The following is a 16,963-nucleotide window of genomic DNA, read 5'->3' on the forward strand; positions in this document are numbered from 1 at the left end:
AGCCAGCTGCGTATAGGAATACAGGCGCTCCACCCCATCCAGGCCAACCGTATCCATGGTGCTGGCCTCTTCGGTCTCGCGGATCAAAGTCTGGATGACCGGCGCAGCGCTTTCGTTCTGCGCGCGCTCGGGATCCAGCTCGGGATAGCGCGCGAGCAGGGTTCCATCGCTCTGGACCATGAACAAAACGCCATCTTGCGGCAAATCCGCCTCGCGCGCGATGTTACTGAGCCAGTTCACCGTCAGGCTGGCAGCGACGATGCGGATGATATCTTCGTTTTCATCCAGCACCGGATACGTCAGCACGACGATTCGCCTGCCCGATAACCGGCTCTGCACGTATTTACCGATCGTGAATTCGCCGGTTTCCATCACCTGCTGGAAATATTCCCGGTCCGAAACGTTGATCAGCTCGCCAGATTCGGACGGCGGGCACAGAACATCGCCGTTGACCTTAATAATGGCGAAGCCCGAATAGACCGGATAGCGGCCCAGGAGTTCGTCGAACAACCCGGTACAGACGTCCGGATCGTCGGAAAGAATGATCGGCTGGTTTGCCAGAGTGATCAGAAGTTGGTGCGTGCTGGTGACGAGGTTGTCGTAGTTATCTGCCGCCAATTGGGTAATGCGAGTCACTTCCTGCTGGGCGCGTTCGATGGAATCATGGCGCTGTTTGGTCACCGAGTAAAAGCTGAGCGCCAAGGCAGGCAGCAGTGCCAACAAAATCAGTGCTATGAAGCGGAACCTGAAACTGCGACTGAGATGCTGCCCCATTCAACTGGCCCCTAAGGATTCAAGCGCGGCGAATAAGGACACTCGTAATCTTCATATTCATTTAGTTTACAGTGATAGTGATAATAACCGCAAATCACCTGATACTTCTCTACAAAAGTTCAAACTCACTAGCTGTAAGTGCTGTCATTGCACTTTCGAGCAGTTTTTCGTTTACCTCTAACAATACTTACGAACAAAAATCTTCAAGATGGTTTTATAATATTAACATGATATTAAATAAGTAACACAAACAGACTGCAATAGGAAATTGTGGCCCTTCCTTCCCTCATGGGGCCCTCACCAGACGCGACTCGCGGGCTGGTCCACTGGGGAGCAGCCCGCGAGTTTGCAAAGGTGTCGGTGATCTACCCGCTGTCGCGGGCACACCTTGTTAAGAGGAGGCAGCCATCGCAGGGTGGCGCGCACGCCGAAGCTGTGCCTTCACCAGCGCCGCTCCGCGCATCACAATCACCACCGCCGTGATCGTCACTGCCAGGAACCATACATCCGACGCCATACTCAACAATACACGCTCACTCAAACCACCGCCGCCCTCATGACCGCCGCCACCCTGGGGACGCTCGCCCTGCCCTGCGCCTTCAAATTCAGCGTTCCGATCCTGCCCGCCAAAGTCCCCGGCAGGCCGCTCGCCCATCGCAGAGCCGCCCGCGTCCGATCCTGTCAGCACGGCAGGCACGTCGAAGACACGCGGCACTTCAAGATACCCGGTGCGGTCCAACCAATAGCCACTCAATCCCAATACTGCGATTACGATTACCAGCATTACCAGTGATTTCTGATTCTTAGACATGAGAGGCTCCATCCCGCGCTAGCTGCGCGTGCTCAATTCGGGCAGCGCCTTCTGGGGCGCAATCCGGCGGCGCGGCTTCCAGGTGTAGCGTTTGATGGTCGCCACGATCCATTTCCAGTGCAGACCCAGGTGAACCCCCAGCACCAGCAGCGCAACCTGCGGCGACCAACGGTGAAGTTCTTCCCACGTATGCTGCGTCTGGGAGGATACCCCCAGCGTTTCCGCAATCGGAAGATTCCTCGAAATGATCAGCCCGCTCACAACCACCGTTCCCATAGCGAGCAGCAGCACGAGGTTCAACAGGTAGTTGATCCGCGCCTGGCCCGACGTTTTGCCAAAGAAGCGGCGCGTTACAGAAACTACCCACTTCCAACTCAGCAGGATGTGGACGATGACGGCAACGCCAAATCCGATACCAAGCCATTCGTGCCAGTACTGTCCTGTCGATTGCGGTTCCAGCGCCACAATAAACGCGACAGCCAAAGAGATATCAAGAAGCAGCTTGGTTTTTGTATTGTTTAATCGCAGTCTTCGGGCCATGTTCGATCTCCGTCTGTACATACTTCCCAGGTACTGCCGGTCACCTCTTGCCGCACAACCGGCGCACGTCCTTTGTGATGCTGTTCACTATAATGGACTTTCGAACCCCGCAGGTTATGCCTACCTCAAACATGCTTAAATTCACCTTAAATCGGGTTGCCTGCCTACCGGCAAGATGACACAATGTGAACACACTGCATACGTCGAAGAGGAGGAGCCGTGACACATATCCTGATGATCGAGGACGACCCGCTGATTCTGGGGCCAGTGGTACGTTCACTAAAATCGGCGGGCTTTCAGGTGTCCCAGGCGACAGACGGCGCAGCAGGCGCACAGCTTGCGCTGGAGAAAGAGCTGGACCTGATCATCCTCGATATTTTGCTGCCCGAAATGGACGGGTGGGAAGTGTGCAAGGCCGTACGCCAGCACAGCACCGTCCCGATTCTGATGCTCACGGCGCTTAGCGATGAGATCGACCGTATCCTGGGTTTGGAACTCGGCGCAGACGACTACCTGACCAAACCGTTCAGCACGCGTGAGCTAATGGCGCGCATTAAGGCGCTGCTGCGCCGCGTCGAGATGGATCTCCAGCAGGCCCGGCAGGTGAACAGCGTTCGTATCCGCGACATCATGCTGGATCTCGACACCCGCCAGGTCACCAAAAACGGCGTCGAGCTGCCGCTGCGCTATAAAGAGTTCGAGCTTCTGTCGCTGCTGATGCTGCGCGCCGGGCAGGCCGTATCGCGCGCGGAGATCTTCGATCGCGTTTGGGGGACGGACTGGCTGGGCGACATGCGTACTCTGGACGTGCATATCCGGTGGCTGCGTGAAAAGCTCGAAGAAGACCCCGGCAACCCGGAACTTATCCAGACAGTGCGCGGGGTCGGTTACCGCTTTACTCCGTCCTAAGGATTGACTTGTGAACCGCCACAGCCTGCGTATCCGCCTCCTGGCAACCTACACCGGTCTGATCGTCCTGGGATTTGGTGTGCTTGCGCTGCTGGCCGGGCAGCAGCTTTCGAACGCGGCGCGCCGTGACTACGAGCTGCGGCTGAGTAACGAAGTCGTCCTGGTCGCGCGCGGGTTTGAAGAAGCCACGCGACCGTCGCAGGTCGGAGAAACGCCGGACGAAGACGACCTGGACGAAATTCTGCAAAGCCTCAACCCACGCGCGGATACTGAAATCAAACTCTATAAGGTCGATTCCCAGCCGCCAGTGGTGATCGACACCGAACGCGACGACACGCCGGACCGGCGCGACCACACCCGGCCCGACGGCGAAGAACCAGTCTGGCCGCTGCCCGACAATCTCAAAGATTTCCCCGAAATCGTCAGCGCCAACCGGAACACGATCATCGTGGACCAGCGCGACAACGCCGACGGCGAATCGACGCTCTACACGGCGGCCCCCATCAAAACGACCGCCTTCAACGGCTATATTCAGCTCAGCGAACCGGCCAGCGTGCTCAACCAAGCCATCCGCCAGCGTTGGGAAACGCTGATCTTCGGGCTGGCGGTCATCACCACATTGGCGCTGCTGGCAAGCATCTGGCTGGCGCGATCGTTGATCCGCCCGCTCGAAAATCTGCGCGATTCGGCCCTGCGCCTCTCTCAAGGCGAGCTGTCGCACCGCATCACCGACCAGCGGCAGGACGAGTTGGGCGCGGTGGCGCTGGCATTCAACCAGATGGCGACGCGCGTGCAGGCCATGATCGAGGAGCAGCGTGCCTTCGCCAGCAACACCTCGCACGAACTGCGCACCCCGCTCACGACCATGCGCCTGCGGACGGAAGCGCTGCGCTTCGACAAGGAGCTGGATGCCGCGACGGTGCAGCAGTATGTCGGCGAGCTGGACGACGAGCTGGTCCGCCTGAGTGCGTTGGTCGATGATCTGGTGCTGCTCTCGCGCTTCGACGCCCAACGTGCGGAGATCGGGCAGGAAGAAATCGATCTGGCGCGTTTCGCCCACAGCCTCATTCAAGCGATGAGCCAGCAGGCCAAAAATCACAGCATCTCGCTGGAATTGAACGTAGAGGGTGACGAGCCGCTCGTGGTCAATGCCAGCCTGACGCACCTGACCGTGCTGTTCCGCAATATTCTGGACAACGCGATCAAGTACACTCCAGCGGGCGGCAGCGTGACGTGGCGCGTCTGGCGCGACGATGCGGCCGTCGTGCTCAGCGTCACCGACACCGGACAGGGCATCTCGCCGGAGCAGATCGGGCACGTCTTCGAACGCTTTTACCGCGCCGACCGCGCACGTTCGCGTTCGATCCCAGGCACCGGGCTGGGGCTGGCGCTGGCCCAATCGATCGTCGAGACCTACAGCGGGACCATCGAAGCAGCCAGTCCCGGTATCGGCCAGGGCACAACGATCGCGGTGCGGTGGCCGCTGGCATGATCCGCTGTTCGTGCGACAATCGACACAGTATCCGCGCGGGACAGCGAAGGGGAAGCAGGGCATGTATCGTTGGACACAGCGCATGGTGGCGCTGACTGTGATTGCGGGTCTCGCGGCGGGCTGCACGTTGGGCCAGTCCGATCAGCCGGTCGTCATCACGGCGACACCCGCAGCAGGTCCGACGAACGCCGCCCCAACGTCCGCAGCGGCGTCCCCTTACCCGGAGGCGGATGCGTTCATCGCGGAATTGATGGACGAGTACGACATTCCCGGCGCGGGTGTGGCGCTGGTTCAGAACCGCGAGGTGCGCTACGTGCAGGGCTACGGCGTGCGCTCGACCGCAACCGGCGAACCGATCACGCCGGACACGCTGTTCGCCATCGGATCGATCACCAAGTCGTTTACGGCGCTGGGCGTCATGCGGCTGGTCGATCAGGGACTCGTCTCGCTCGACGCGCCCGTGATCACGTACCTGCCCGACTTCCAGCTTTCCGATCCCAGCGCAACGCAAACGGTCACTGTGCGGCAGATCCTGGCGCAAACCAGCGGACTGCCCGGCGGCGATGATGGGCCGTGGTATTCGGGCCAGATCACGACGCTGAGCGCCGCCGTTGACTACGCCGCCACGCTCACCCTGGCCGCCGCGCCGGGCACGGTCCACATTTACGACAACTACAACTACGCCATCGCCGGGGCGTTGATCGAGCAGGTCACCGGGCAAACGTGGCCGGACTATATGAGGGACAACGTTCTGGGGCCTCTGGACATCAGCGGCGAGACGTTCGACATCGAGGCCATGCAGCAGGCGCCGGATCACGCCGTACCGCACAGCCTCAACATTGTGGAAGGTATGCAGCCCGCGCCGTTCGTCAGCCTCGCGGGGGTCGCGTCTGCCGGGGCGCTCAACCTCAGCGCCCGCGCGATGGGCAATTACGTGCAGTTCCAGTTGGGCGACGGCACGTTCAACGGGCAGTCGGTCCTCTCGGCGGCGCTGCTGGACGAGATGCACACGCAGCAGGCCGCCTACCCGCCGCAGCCGCCCATCGGCCCGACGGGATTTCAGACCAACGGCTATACGCTCGGATGGTTCCCCGCCGACTTCAACGGGCAGACGGCCATCTGGCACAACGGCTCTATCGACGGGTTTTACGCCGTGGTGATGCTGCTCCCGGCACAAAACGCGGGCGTCGCCGTGCTGTCGAACGCCGGGCTGGGCACGGGCAGCCTGTTCGCATTAGCGGCCAGCATGGGACTGCTGGAGCAAATAACCGGCACGGACGCAGGCCGCGACGTCGCCGCCGCGCTGAACGAGGAGGCCGCGTTTGATCCCGCCGACCGCCAGAGCAAGCTCGACGCGGCGCGCACTTATCAGGCCGACCCCGCCGCATGGGCACCGCTGCAAGGTACATACAGCGGCGCAGGCGGCACGATCCAGGTCGAGACGCGCGACGGCAAGCTGTATTTGGGGCAAGGGACAGAACTGGTCCCCTACAGCGCGACCGGTTTCATCACCCCCAACCGCATGCGGGACGGCCTGATCGTCACGTATACCTTTGAGACGGACGCCAGCGGCACGATCACGCTGTACCGGGACGGATCGGCCATCGGGCAAAAAGCGCCGTCATAGCGGGCGCAGCACGCGCCCCTGCCCCATGACATCCGAGCGGCGGCGATACGCGAGGTACCCCCAGGCCGACGCCGCACCTACCAGATCGATCGCCAGATCAAACAGACAGTCCTGCGCCAATGGGCGAGTCAGCGCGAAGCCGCCGACCGTGATCTGCGCCAGCTCGATCAGCGCCCCACCTCCCAGCGCCAGCCGCCAGAACCGCGCCCCACGCGACGATAGAATCAGGCACGCGAAGATCGAGAAGTGCGCAACGATGTGAAACGCCTGATATTCACCCAGCCACCGCAGCGGCCTCAGAAACCACGGCGACCAGCCCGTCGCCAGCAGGCCCGCGAATCCAACCAAAAACGCCAGTCCCAACGTGGTGATCAATCTGCGGTTCACGAGCCACTCCATCCATAGCCGTCCGACGCGTTGCGCCCCATATACGGTTCCAACCGGGCGCGGTAAGCGTCCAGCGCCTGCCACGCGCGTTCCTCGCCCACGTGATACCCAAACGGGCCGCGCTGCGCGCGACTGTAGTCAAGCACGACCAGCCGCGAGGCCAGTCCGTATAAAAGCCCGTACTGCTCAGAGCCAAGGTCTTCCCGATCCAATAACGGAACGATGGTGGGAATTGCATCGTCCGACAGGGTCAGCAGGTAATCCACGTCAAGCTTACCGGTGTTGTCATACCGCTCGATGTTGTGACGCGCGATGAACGCATCCATGTTTATGACGTTCAGGCTGAGGCCGAATCCCAGTCCGGCGATCACCCCGCCCGCCAGAAGGATTTCCGGGCGATGGCGCACGATGGCGATCCACAGCGCAGCCAGCACAACCGCCAGCCAGATGATGAATGTGCTGCTCATGACACGAATGCGTGTGAAGCCGTAGGCATCTTCGTAGAGCGTCAGCCGCCGGAACGCCGCGACAAGGATCACGACCGTCAGCAAGACCATCAGCGTGACCAGTCCGCGGAACAGCCGCTCCTCCTCGCGCTTGCGATACGTCAGGTGCTCCACCGCAACCAGCAGCGCGATCGTCATGCACGACACGACCAACAGCTCGTAGAACCCGCGCCGCGCATAATCGGCATAGGTGTAGCCCTGCGCTGTGATATTGGCCTGCCCGCCGAACAGGTAACGCGCCTGGATTGCCACGAAGGCCACGAACAGCGCATTGACGCTGCCCAACACCATGCTCGCCTCGATGATGTTGAGCCGCAGCACAGACGCCTTACCGCGTTTGGAGTCGCTCATGGGCACGGTGGTCTGTGTGTGAGGCTCGATCGCGGTCCAGAGCAGCGTGAGGCCGATCACCGCGAAGCCTGCCGTCAGCACGGTCTGTTCGATGATGCCCTCTGCACTTGCCGGGAGCAGGAAGTGCAGAACATCCCCGGTCAGGCGGCCAAAAACCGCGTCGGCGGAGCTGAGCAGCAGCGCAAAGACGATAATTACCGGCAGCGCGAACACGAGGCCGCGCAGCACCGATTTCGCCGTGCCAAGATGCCGGGTATCCAGTTCGGCGCGCCCGGCCCAACGCAGTGTCTCCGGCACGACGGCTTGCAAACCGAAGAACCACGCGGCCATGACCAGTTCTATCCCGTACCCGATGGGCGCGAACCACCACCCGCCCAAAAACCGGGGCGTGCCGTTGAAGTAGAGCAGAATCACCACGCAGCCGAACAGCGCCAGGATGTTGAACAACCTCAGTTCCGGCGCGAGGCGAACCGCCAGCAGCAGCGCGAACAGCGCCGCCGGAACGGCAAACACGACGTGATACCAGACGATGGGACGGCGGAAATAAAACAGCGCGCCCCCAACCGCCATCAGGCACAGGACCGCGAACAAAAATACGTTGATGCCGATGGTGCTGGTATGGAACAGGATGTTGCCGCTCAGCCCCAAAGCCAGACTGGTGATGGCGAGCAGAGCGGCGCGCGTCTGCCGCGCCCGATCCTCAGCGATCACGCGAGCATCGGACGAGTCGAGAAAGTCATCCAGTTCAGGGAGCGGCAGGGGTGATGTTTCAGCCTGCATCATAGCAATCCTTTCGGGTATGATGTTTTGAACCACTCTACTGCGACCCCGGCGGAAACTCGACCTCTCAAGTGGCGATGCGGACGCACTTGAGTGCTTGACGCGGCACACGTTCGCTGCTACTGTGCGGGCATGGAGGGCAATCGATGCTGCAACTGCTGTTGGTCGAAGACAATCTCAGGCTGCAAGACGCGCTGAAACTGGGACTGGAAGGCACCGGGGAAATCACCATCGCGGCGGCGTTTCCGTCGGGCGAACAGGCGCTCGATTACTGCCTTGCGGAGCAGGAAATTGAGGCCATGCTGATGGACGTGGCGCTGGCGGGCGCGATGAACGGCATCGAAGCGGCGGTCGCCATCCGGCGCGAGTTTCCCCGCCTGCCCGTCGTGTTTTATTCCATCGCGGACGACGACGCGTTTTACAGGGCTTTTCGTCACTCTGGCATCCTGACGCATTACGCCTACGTGCGGAAATCGAACTACCTGCTGCCCGACATGATCGTGCCGCTGCTGAAAGACGCCGTCAGCGGGCGCAGTTTCGTCGATCCCGACATCGCCGCGCGCGTACAGGAAGTGCGCCACCAGGACGAGCACCATCCCATGACGCTGCTGGAGCCGAACGAGCAGGTCGTCGCACGAATGCTGGCCCAGGGCCTGACCAACGAGCAGATCGCGGAGCGGCTGGGCTTCCGCGACAAACGCACCATCAGCCGCACTAACGGCCAGATCTATGCCGCGTGGGGATTGGTCGAAACGGCAGCGGACGAAAAAGTGGCGCGGACGCGCGCGGCGCTCATCGCACAAACAGGATGCCTCATCCAGTGGGACGCGAACGGACAGGCGCGCGTGCGCAACGAGCGCGGCGAGTGGGTCGCCTGGGGCCAGCCGTGATCACGGGCGATTTCGGACTGGACTGGGCGCTGATGAGCGCCTCGCTGTTCAACACGATCCTGCTGCTGTGGCTCAGCCTGATCGTGCTGCTCAACACGGAGCGCCGCACGTGGGGATTGTGGCTGCTGGACGGCGGGCTGTTGTTGGGCGCGCTATTTTTCATCAGCCATACCGTGATGCTGGGCCACAACATGACTACCACCGTCAGCCGGGAGCTGGATTTCTGGTGGCGGATCGGGTGGTTCCCGGTGGTCCTCGCGCCCTACATCTGGCACGTGACGCTGCTGTGGTATGCGGGATTCTGGGACTCACCGGCATCCCCTCTGCGCCGCCGCCACCTACCCGGCCTGATCGTCACCAGCGCGCTGGCGTTGGGACTGCTGCTGTTCATCCTGCTGGCACATGCCCTGCCCACCTACACGCAGATCGCGTACCGGGACACGACCGCTGTGCCCAAGCTGGGCGGCGTGCCGCTGCTGTTCATGCTCTATCCCCCGTTCGCGTTCCTGGCGACGACGCTGCCTATCGACGCGCTGCTGCGCCCCGAACCCTCCGCGCGCATGATGGGTGACCTCGCGCGCAGGCGCGCCCGCCCCTGGCTGCTGGGCGCGTCGCTCGTACTGCTGCTGGTCGGCGTGCTGATCACCGGCTTTTTCATGTGGGCGCTCAACGGCTACCGCGTGTTCGGCGGGATCTACTTCGGCTGGGAGCACGAGATCGCCTCGTTCGACCTCATCATGTCGGTCCTCATCGGCGGGGTGCTGCTGCTGTTGGGGCAGGCAATCGTGTCGTACGAGATCTTCACCGGCAAGACCCTGCCCCGGCGCGGCCTATCCCGCCACTGGCGCAGCATCGTGCTGCTGGCAGGCGGCTACGCGGTGCTGGCAAGCTGGACCGTGATCTACCAGCCGCGCCCGATCTACAGCACGCTGCTGGCAACCCTGCTGATGGTTGTGTTCTACGCGCTGTTTGGCTGGCGCTCGTTCGTCGAGCGGGATCAGTTCATGGAGCGGCTGCGCCCGTTCGTCACCAGCCAGCGGCTCGTAAACGGCTTTTTGAGCGCGGACGACAGCCCCGATTCGGGCGCGCGCACGCTGTTCAGAGTCGTGTGTGCGGATATGCTCGGCGCGGCGCATGTGCACCTCATCCCGACGGGCGCGCTCGCGCCGCTGATCGGCCAGCCGCTGGTGTACCCCGACGAGGCGGAGCCGGAGCCAATCGCCATACCGCCTGAACTGTTCGAAGACGCGCACGCGGTCGTCCTGCCGCTCGATCCCGCGCAGCACGCCGGGCTGGAATGGGCCATCCCGCTGTGGACCGAACGCGGCCCGGTGGGCGCGCTGCTGCTGGGACCAAAGCAGGACGGCGGGCTATACACGCAGGAGGAAATCGAGATCGCGCGGGCCAGCGCCGAGCGCATCATCGATACGCTGGCTGGGGAACAGATCGCGCGACGACTAAAGGAAATCCAGCGCCGGAAGCTCACCGAAACGAAGGTCATGGACCTGAGCACGCGGCGCACGCTGCACGACGACATTCTGCCGGAACTACACCTGATCGCGCTGCGACTGCATCCCCATGCCCGCACCGATCCGGCTGTTGCGGAGGCGATCCAGTCGCTCACCGACGTTCACCACCGCATCTCCGACCTGATTCACACTCTGGCCGGGATGCAGGGTCCGGCAGGCTCGAGCGGTAGCATCGTGTACGCGCTGCGCAGCCTGATCGATACGGAATTCAAGGGCGCATTCGATTCCGTGTCCTGGCACGTCGAGCCTTCCCCGGTCGAACTCGATCCGCTGTATCAGGAAGTGGTGCTCAATGCCGTGCGCGAGGTCGTGCGCAACGCGGCGGTTCACGGGCGCGGCGGTGAACCGGACCGGGCGCTGCATCTCGCGGTGGAGATCCGCTGCGACGAAACGCTGACGATCACCGTCCGCGATGACGGCGTGGGGCTGGCGCACCGCCCGCAGGCCAGTGTGGAACCTTCCGGCGGCAGCGGCGGCGGGCTGGTGCTGCACGGCACACTGCTGGCGATCGTCGGAGGCGAGCTGCGCATCGATCCGCAGGACGGCAGCGGCACGCGCATCACCATCTCGCTGCCTTCCTAGCCAACGAGACGGCGCGACATGCTGGCGCTAAGCTGTGGGCAGCGTCACCGTAAAGGTCGCGCCCGCGCCGAGCGTACTCGACACGGCGATCGCGCCATGATGCATCGCCACGATCTTCTGCGCGATGGACAACCCCAGGCCGCTCCCGCCGTTATCGGAGCGCGTTCGAGACTTGTCGGACTTAAAGAACCGCTCGAAGATGCGCGTCTGGTCGTCGGCGGAAATGCCGGGACCGGTGTCGCTGATGCTGAACTCGATCGACTCGCCGGGCCGGTGAAGCTCGATGCAGATCCGCCCCTGCTCCGGCGTGAACTTGATCCCGTTGTGAATCAGGTTGATCCACACCTGGCCGAGCAGATCTTCGTCCGCGACGATCTCGACCGGATCGAGCGCGACGTCCATATCCAGGGCTTTGGCCGTCCACTGCGGCTCGCAGGCCAGGATGAGATTCCTGATTTGCTTATCCAGGCGGTACGCTTTTGGCTCAAACTTCACCTGTTCGGATTCCAGGGTTGACAGCTTGAGCAGATTCTCGGTCAGCCGTGAGAGGCGTACGCTTTCCGTTTCGATAATTCCCAGGTAGTGCTGGCGTGCCTCGGCGCTGAGCCGGTCGTTTTGCAGCGCCTGCGCAAACCCGCGAATCGACGTCAGCGGCGACTGGATCTCGTGCGACACGTTAGAAATGAACTCCTGCCGCAGCGTCTCCATCTGGTCCAGCTCGCGCGCGGTCCGGTTGACCGTCTCGATCAGGTCGCCAAACAGCCCGTGCGATTGCCTCCGGTCACCGGTTGGACCATCCACCCGAACGCTAAAATCGCCCTTTGCCATGCGCTCCAGGGCTTCGATGATGGGGGCATACACCCTGCGTTCGCCGTCAAAGATCCGGTTGTGGAACATCAGCGTCACCGCCCGAATCGTCAGGGCGGTGAGCACGAGACCACCAATCGAGTTCAACACCTGAACGACGACCGGCGGCGGTGACCAGCCTACGATATCGTAAATCACCCCGGTCAGCAGGTAAGCCACGGCAAAATTCACCGCCAGAACCGCGAGCATCACCAGAAACCACAAAAACCCGCTCGCCCGCTCGCGTCGCGTCACGGCACGACCTCCATGCGGTAGCCCAGGCCGCGAATCGTGCGGATGCGGAAGGAATGCTGCGCCTCGGGGAAGCGGTCGCGCAGCCGGTTGATGTGCACGTCCAGCGTGCGCTCGTTGCCCTCGTAGCTGTAACCCCAGATATCCTCGATCAGTTGATCGCGCGAAAAGGTCTGGCCCGGGTAGCTGGCGAGCTTGAACAACAGCTCGAACTCCTTCAAGGGCAGCGTCACACGCTCGCCGTTATCGATCACCTCGAACGTTTTGTGATCCATCGTCAGCTCGCCCAGTTGGACCGTCTGCGAAGTAGCGATCCGGTAGCGTTTCAGCAGCGCCTTGGTGCGCGCCACCAGTTCCAGCGGCTCGAACGGCTTGACGAGGTAGTCATCCGTGCCCAGATCGAAACCCTTGATCTTCTGGCTCGTCTCGCCCTTCGCCGTGAGCATCAACAGCGGAATGTCATACGCTTCGCGCAGGCGGCGGCACAGCTCCCAGCCGTCCATGTTGGGCATCATGATGTCGAGGATCACCATGTCCATCCTGATCGTCTCCAACCGGGCCAGGGCTTCGACACCGTCTTGCGCTTCATAGACATCGAATCCCTCGTCCTGCAAAAAGACCCGCGCGAGTTCGCGGATGTGGGGATCGTCGTCCACAATCATGATTCTGCTCATTCAATCGTTCCTTCTACCACCTACGCACCAACCCGAATGCCCACACAGAGCATCTGCTTCATAGCGTACATCGCTTCGGTAAATTGAATATAAACAGCGCCGAGCCACCGCCGCACCTACGAGGCACAGCGCGACCGGATGCGCATTTGCGCGTAGATAACGGCAGGAAGCGTTAGAGTCACATTATAGTTTTTCAGCACATCCCCCTGTTTAAATTGAGTTTATGTAGTCCCTGTATCGTTTGCACGGAGCTTAGGAAGCTGGCATTTCCAGGGTTTACCGGGAAGGAAGTTCACACATGGCAGAACGCAGGAATCAGCGCGGGCGCGCCGCCAGGGAAGTTAATGCCGAGGACACCCAGGGCGTATCGTGGAAGTCCGTCAACTGGCGGCGCCTGCTTGGCTATCTGAAGCCGTATACGGGTCGGATGAGTCTGGCGATTGTCGCCCTGGTCCTCTCGACCGGGTTCGGATTGGCGTTTCCGGCGGTGATCGTCCGCCTGCTGGATACGGTGATCGACGCGAAGAATTACGGCGCAGTCAACACGCTCACCGCCGTGCTGCTCGGCCTGTTTCTGCTTCAGGCCGCGTTCAGCTTCGTGCAGTCTTACCTGCTGTCGTATATCGGCGAGCGGATCGTGTTCGACTTGCGCACCTCGCTCTATACGCATCTGCAAGAACTGTCGCTCGACTTCTATGCCGCGCGCCGCGTGGGTGATCTCGTATCGCGGCTGTCAAGCGACGTCACGCAGATGCGGTCGATGCTGACGACGACCATCACCTCGTTCCTGAGCCAGATCCTGACGCTCGTCGGCTCGATCGTGATCGTGCTCAGCCTGAACGCGCGTTTCACGCTGTTCATCGTGGCGCTGATCCCGGTGCTAATCCTCGTCGCATTCACGTTTGGTCGGCGCATCCAAAAAAGCAGCACGCACATTCAGGACCAACTGGCCGCATCGACCGTGGTCGCAGAAGAAGGCTTGCAGGGCATCCGCGTCGTTAAGAGCTTCGGGCGCGAAGGCTACGAAACGCAGCGCTATAACACCGCGATGGAAAAAACATTCCGGGCGTCGCTGCGCATCGCCGTGTATAACTCGCTGTTCGGCTCGGTCATGATGTTTTTGGGCTTCGGCTCCATCGCGGCGATCATGTGGTACGGCGCGCGCGAAGTCATCGCCGGGCGTCTGACGGCGGCCATGATCACCGGCTTCCTGATGTACGGCATCACAATTGCCGGGAGCCTGGCCGGGCTGGGCGGACTATATGCCCAGCTCAGCGCGGCACTGGGCGGCGTGCGGCGTGTCTTCGAGATCATGGACACCGCTCCTACCGTGGAGGATGCGCCCGATGCCATCACCCTGCCCCCGGTACGCGGCCACATCGAGATGAAGAATGTCTCCTTCACCTACAATGACGACGCGCCGGTGCTGGATGGCGTCTCGCTAGACATCCGCACGGGCGAGATCCTGGCGCTGGTCGGCCCCAGCGGGGCGGGCAAAACCACCATCCTCAACCTGATCCCGCGCTTTTATGACCCGTCCAGCGGCGACATCCGCATCGACGGGCACAGCGTCCGCGACGTGACGCAGGCCAGCCTGCGCGAGCACATCGGCATCGTGCCCCAGGAGACGATCCTGTTCGGCGGAACGATCCGCGACAATATCCTGTACGGGCGGCTGGACGCCTCCGACGCGGAGATGATCGAGGCGGCGCGGGCCGCGAACGCGCACGACTTCATCATGAGCTTCCCCAACCAGTACGATACGGTCGTCGGTGAGCGCGGCATGAACCTGAGCGGCGGCCAGCGCCAGCGCATCGCTATCGCGCGGGCGATCCTCAAGGATCCGTCTATCCTGCTGCTGGACGAAGCGACCAGCTCGCTGGACAACGAATCGGAAGGCATGGTGCAGGAAGCGCTCGACCGGCTGATGCAAAACCGGACCACCGTCATCGTCGCGCACCGCCTGAGCACGATCAAGGTCGCGCACCGAATCGCCGTACTGGACCAGGGCCGCATCCTCGAACTGGGCACACACGACGAACTCATGCGGCTGAACGGATTGTACGCGCGCCTGTACACGATGCAGTTCCGCAAGTCCGAAGAAGACCTGTCTCTGCTCGACGAGATCGCGGCCCGATAACCGGCGTCAATCGCGCCGAAACAGCAGGACATACAACGAGGCTGGCCGCTCCACACCGGAGCGGCCAGCCTCGTTTGTTGTCGTCTACGTCGAGCGGGTCGCGCCTCACTCGCAGCGATACGTGAGCATGACCATGCCCGTGCTGAACGTGCGCGTATCGGCCAGCTTCAGCACGCGCTTGCCGTCCAATTCGCCGTCGAAAAGCCGCTCGCCCACGCCGAGCACCACTGGACATAGGGCAAGCTGGTACTCGTCGATAAGGTTGTGCCGCAGCAGGGACTGGATCAATGTGCCGCTGCCCGTGATGGCGATGTTGCGCCCCGGCTGCCGCTTCAGCTTCGTGATCTCCTCGACCAGATCGCCTTTGATCAGGTGCGAATTCTGCCACTCGACCTTGTCCAGCGTGGTCGAGACCACGTACTTGGTCTGGGTGTTCATGCGGTGGGCAAAGGGATCGTCGTCGGGCATATTCGGCCAGAAGGCGGCAAAGTTCTGGTAGGTCTTGCGGCCCAACAACATGGCGTCGCTGGCATCCATCTGCTCGAGGATGAGCTGCCCCATTTCCGGCGTCATGAACGGCTCGGACCAACCGCGATACTCAGGCAGCGTGGGATCACCGCTGCCGGGCGCTTCCATGACACCATCCAGTGTAACGAACGTGGAAGCAATGATTTTGCGCATTGAAAGCTCCTCTTGTGCTTCAACCGAACACCCTCATCATACAGGGTTTAGAAGGGTGCTGTCTTGAACAAAAACGACAGCGGTTCAGTCCGGTTGGCGGAGAGGATCTGCGCGGGAGTCTGGCCGATCAGATGCTTCAGCGAGCGCGTGAGGTGCGGTTGATCCGCATACCCGGCCTGCTCCACGACATCCAGGATCGATACACCCTGCTTCAGCAGCAGCGTCGCGTAACGCGCACGCTCGATCTGGCGGACCGCGCCGTGCGTCAATCCCGTCGCCTGTAAAAAGCGGCGCTGCAGCGTGCGCGGGGTGAGCGAACGCACCAACTCGCCGTTCAGCACCGAGCGCACGAGCGTATCACGCACCAGCAGACCGTCACGCACCAACCAGTCGATAAACGTCTCGGCGTTGTCGAAATCAGGGAACTGCCACGCCCGGCCCTGCAACCAGAAGGTCCGGCTGGTTGCCAGCGGCAGGTTCGCGTCGCAGCGATCCCTGATCTTTTTCGCGGGCAGCAGCGGCATGAACGTCCCCAGCGAAAACGTGATGCCCAGAAATTCCGCATCCGGCACGCCAAAAGCAGGCGTCGCCCTCGTTTCCGGGCCACGCATGGTCATCATGACCGTGTTGCGCCAGCGCGTGACGACCATCTCGCAGCGAGTGTTCGCCATCGAAACGAACGAACCCGCCTGCTCGCTGCGGCTGCGCCAGACACGTTCGATAAACGGCGAATCCGAGACACGCTCTTCGCAGGTCAAATCCATATCGTCGCCTCCAGGCTATTCAGGTCGCGATCGGGGTACGCCGCTTACTGCGCGAACCGCTGCGCCGAACGCAGGCGCGCCTTAGCAGCTTCCGCTTCGCGGTTTTTCGCGGGGGCGTTCGTTTCAAGGGAGTCCAGCAGGCGGCTCGTCGCGGCGGTAATCTCGTCGATCGCGGCCCGGAACGCCGCTTCGTTCGTTTTGGACGGCTTCTGAAAGCCGCTCACCTTGCGCACGTATTGCAGCGCCGCGGCGCGAACGTCGGCGTCGGTCACCGGGGGATCGAAGTTATACAGGGGCTTGATATTTCGACACATGAGCTGCTCCTCGCTGCCCGTAAGGCCGGATGAGAACGGCGAATGAGAACGATGTGTTGGCCTGGACCCGAAAGCCCATGTGCGCCTGTGCCGGGATGAGTCGTATTCGATTAG

Annotated in this window: 16 protein-coding genes; 6 read left to right on the forward strand and 10 right to left on the reverse strand. The window is 62.0% G+C overall.

Translation table 11 applies throughout. The annotated features are described in order from the left end of the window. From V7116_RS05715 to V7116_RS05725, 3 genes are all read right to left on the reverse strand, one after another. A partial coding sequence (locus V7116_RS05715) for a cache domain-containing protein (RefSeq protein ID WP_324390928.1) occupies nucleotides 1-720 on the reverse strand: 720 nt, incomplete at its 3' end. 445 nt (nucleotides 721-1,165) lie between these two features. Continuing rightward, nucleotides 1,166-1,585: a hypothetical protein gene (locus V7116_RS05720; RefSeq protein WP_324390929.1), complete on the reverse strand. Its 420-nt coding sequence runs from the start codon at nucleotides 1,583-1,585 to the stop codon at nucleotides 1,166-1,168. Nucleotides 1,586-1,603: 18 nt separating this feature from the next. Further along, the gene (locus V7116_RS05725; protein WP_324390930.1) at nucleotides 1,604-2,125 is read right to left on the reverse strand and encodes a DUF4405 domain-containing protein; all 522 of its coding nucleotides are present in this window, start codon (nucleotides 2,123-2,125) and stop codon (nucleotides 1,604-1,606) included. A gap of 219 nt (nucleotides 2,126-2,344) precedes the next feature. On the opposite strand from V7116_RS05725, the gene V7116_RS05730 reads away from it, so the two are divergent. The 3 genes from V7116_RS05730 (at nucleotide 2,345) to V7116_RS05740 (ending at nucleotide 6,153) form a co-directional block, all read left to right on the forward strand. After that, entirely contained in the window at nucleotides 2,345-3,034 is a 690-nt protein-coding gene (locus tag V7116_RS05730) for a response regulator transcription factor (protein ID WP_324390931.1), read from the forward strand. Nucleotides 3,035-3,044: 10 nt separating this feature from the next. After that, nucleotides 3,045-4,526 (forward strand): sensor histidine kinase, encoded by a 1,482-nt coding sequence (locus V7116_RS05735; RefSeq protein WP_324390932.1) that lies wholly within the window; start codon nucleotides 3,045-3,047, stop codon nucleotides 4,524-4,526. A gap of 61 nt (nucleotides 4,527-4,587) precedes the next feature. After that, nucleotides 4,588-6,153, forward strand: coding sequence for a serine hydrolase domain-containing protein (locus V7116_RS05740; RefSeq protein ID WP_324390933.1), 1,566 nt, complete (start codon nucleotides 4,588-4,590; stop codon nucleotides 6,151-6,153). Here the strand turns inward: V7116_RS05740 and V7116_RS05745 are convergent. Further along, a complete protein-coding gene (locus V7116_RS05745) occupies nucleotides 6,148-6,540 on the reverse strand; it encodes a hypothetical protein (protein WP_324390934.1) in 393 nt (130 codons plus the stop codon). The two genes, V7116_RS05740 and V7116_RS05745, sit on opposite strands and share 6 nt — an antisense overlap. Further along, the gene (locus V7116_RS05750; RefSeq protein WP_324390935.1) at nucleotides 6,537-8,177 is read right to left on the reverse strand and encodes a DUF4153 domain-containing protein; all 1,641 of its coding nucleotides are present in this window, start codon (nucleotides 8,175-8,177) and stop codon (nucleotides 6,537-6,539) included. Before V7116_RS05750 ends, V7116_RS05745 begins: the two co-directional genes overlap by 4 nt. Before the next feature lie 146 nt (nucleotides 8,178-8,323). On the opposite strand from V7116_RS05750, the gene V7116_RS05755 reads away from it, so the two are divergent. Continuing rightward, a complete protein-coding gene (locus V7116_RS05755; protein ID WP_324390936.1) occupies nucleotides 8,324-9,067 on the forward strand; it encodes a response regulator transcription factor in 744 nt (247 codons plus the stop codon). Then, entirely contained in the window at nucleotides 9,043-11,178 is a 2,136-nt protein-coding gene (locus tag V7116_RS05760) for a sensor histidine kinase (protein ID WP_324390937.1), read from the forward strand. The genes V7116_RS05755 and V7116_RS05760 overlap by 25 nt, the downstream gene beginning before the upstream one ends. 27 nt (nucleotides 11,179-11,205) lie before the next feature. Here V7116_RS05760 and V7116_RS05765 read toward each other — a convergent pair whose 3' ends face one another. Together V7116_RS05765 and V7116_RS05770 are read right to left on the reverse strand one after the other, a co-directional pair. Beyond that, a complete protein-coding gene (locus V7116_RS05765; protein ID WP_324390938.1) occupies nucleotides 11,206-12,279 on the reverse strand; it encodes a sensor histidine kinase in 1,074 nt (357 codons plus the stop codon). Then, complete coding sequence (locus tag V7116_RS05770) at nucleotides 12,276-12,950, reverse strand: response regulator transcription factor (protein WP_324390939.1); 675 nt, start codon at nucleotides 12,948-12,950, stop codon at nucleotides 12,276-12,278. The genes V7116_RS05765 and V7116_RS05770 overlap by 4 nt, the downstream gene beginning before the upstream one ends. A gap of 298 nt (nucleotides 12,951-13,248) precedes the next feature. Here V7116_RS05770 and V7116_RS05775 point away from each other — a divergent pair, with 298 nt between their 5' ends. Further along, the gene (locus V7116_RS05775) at nucleotides 13,249-15,090 is read left to right on the forward strand and encodes an ABC transporter ATP-binding protein (RefSeq protein WP_324390940.1); all 1,842 of its coding nucleotides are present in this window, start codon (nucleotides 13,249-13,251) and stop codon (nucleotides 15,088-15,090) included. Between the two features lie 105 nt (nucleotides 15,091-15,195). Here the strand turns inward: V7116_RS05775 and V7116_RS05780 are convergent, their stop codons facing one another. From V7116_RS05780 to V7116_RS05790, 3 genes are read right to left on the reverse strand one after another with little or no spacing between them, the layout of a single operon-like run. Continuing rightward, nucleotides 15,196-15,771 (reverse strand): dihydrofolate reductase family protein, encoded by a 576-nt coding sequence (locus tag V7116_RS05780; RefSeq protein ID WP_324390941.1) that lies wholly within the window; start codon nucleotides 15,769-15,771, stop codon nucleotides 15,196-15,198. A 47-nt stretch (nucleotides 15,772-15,818) separates the two neighbouring features. After that, the gene (locus V7116_RS05785; RefSeq protein WP_324390942.1) at nucleotides 15,819-16,535 is read right to left on the reverse strand and encodes a helix-turn-helix transcriptional regulator; all 717 of its coding nucleotides are present in this window, start codon (nucleotides 16,533-16,535) and stop codon (nucleotides 15,819-15,821) included. A 44-nt stretch (nucleotides 16,536-16,579) separates the two neighbouring features. Beyond that, nucleotides 16,580-16,849, reverse strand: a complete 270-nt coding sequence (locus tag V7116_RS05790; RefSeq protein WP_324390943.1) for a DUF2277 domain-containing protein — start codon at nucleotides 16,847-16,849, stop codon at nucleotides 16,580-16,582. Nucleotides 16,850-16,963 lie beyond the last annotated feature (114 nt).

It is taken from the genome of Aggregatilinea sp. (assembly GCF_036822615.1).
Taxonomy (GTDB): Bacteria; Chloroflexota; Anaerolineae; order Aggregatilineales; family Aggregatilineaceae; genus Aggregatilinea.

Bases quoted from the DNA above. Each gene is read 5' to 3' on its own strand.
- V7116_RS05775 (WP_324390940.1), top strand. From the start codon at position 13,249: ATGGCAGAACGCAGGAATCAGCGCGGGCGCGCCGCCAGGGAAGTTAAT.
- V7116_RS05720 (WP_324390929.1), bottom strand. From the start codon at position 1,585: ATGTCTAAGAATCAGAAATCACTGGTAATGCTGGTAATCGTAATCGCA.
- V7116_RS05790 (WP_324390943.1), bottom strand. From the start codon at position 16,849: ATGTGTCGAAATATCAAGCCCCTGTATAACTTCGATCCCCCGGTGACC.
- V7116_RS05770 (WP_324390939.1), bottom strand. From the start codon at position 12,950: ATGAGCAGAATCATGATTGTGGACGACGATCCCCACATCCGCGAACTC.
- V7116_RS05780 (WP_324390941.1), bottom strand. From the start codon at position 15,771: ATGCGCAAAATCATTGCTTCCACGTTCGTTACACTGGATGGTGTCATG.
- V7116_RS05755 (WP_324390936.1), top strand. From the start codon at position 8,324: ATGCTGCAACTGCTGTTGGTCGAAGACAATCTCAGGCTGCAAGACGCG.
- V7116_RS05725 (WP_324390930.1), bottom strand. From the start codon at position 2,125: ATGGCCCGAAGACTGCGATTAAACAATACAAAAACCAAGCTGCTTCTT.
- V7116_RS05740 (WP_324390933.1), top strand. From the start codon at position 4,588: ATGTATCGTTGGACACAGCGCATGGTGGCGCTGACTGTGATTGCGGGT.
- V7116_RS05750 (WP_324390935.1), bottom strand. From the start codon at position 8,177: ATGCAGGCTGAAACATCACCCCTGCCGCTCCCTGAACTGGATGACTTT.
- V7116_RS05785 (WP_324390942.1), bottom strand. From the start codon at position 16,535: ATGGATTTGACCTGCGAAGAGCGTGTCTCGGATTCGCCGTTTATCGAA.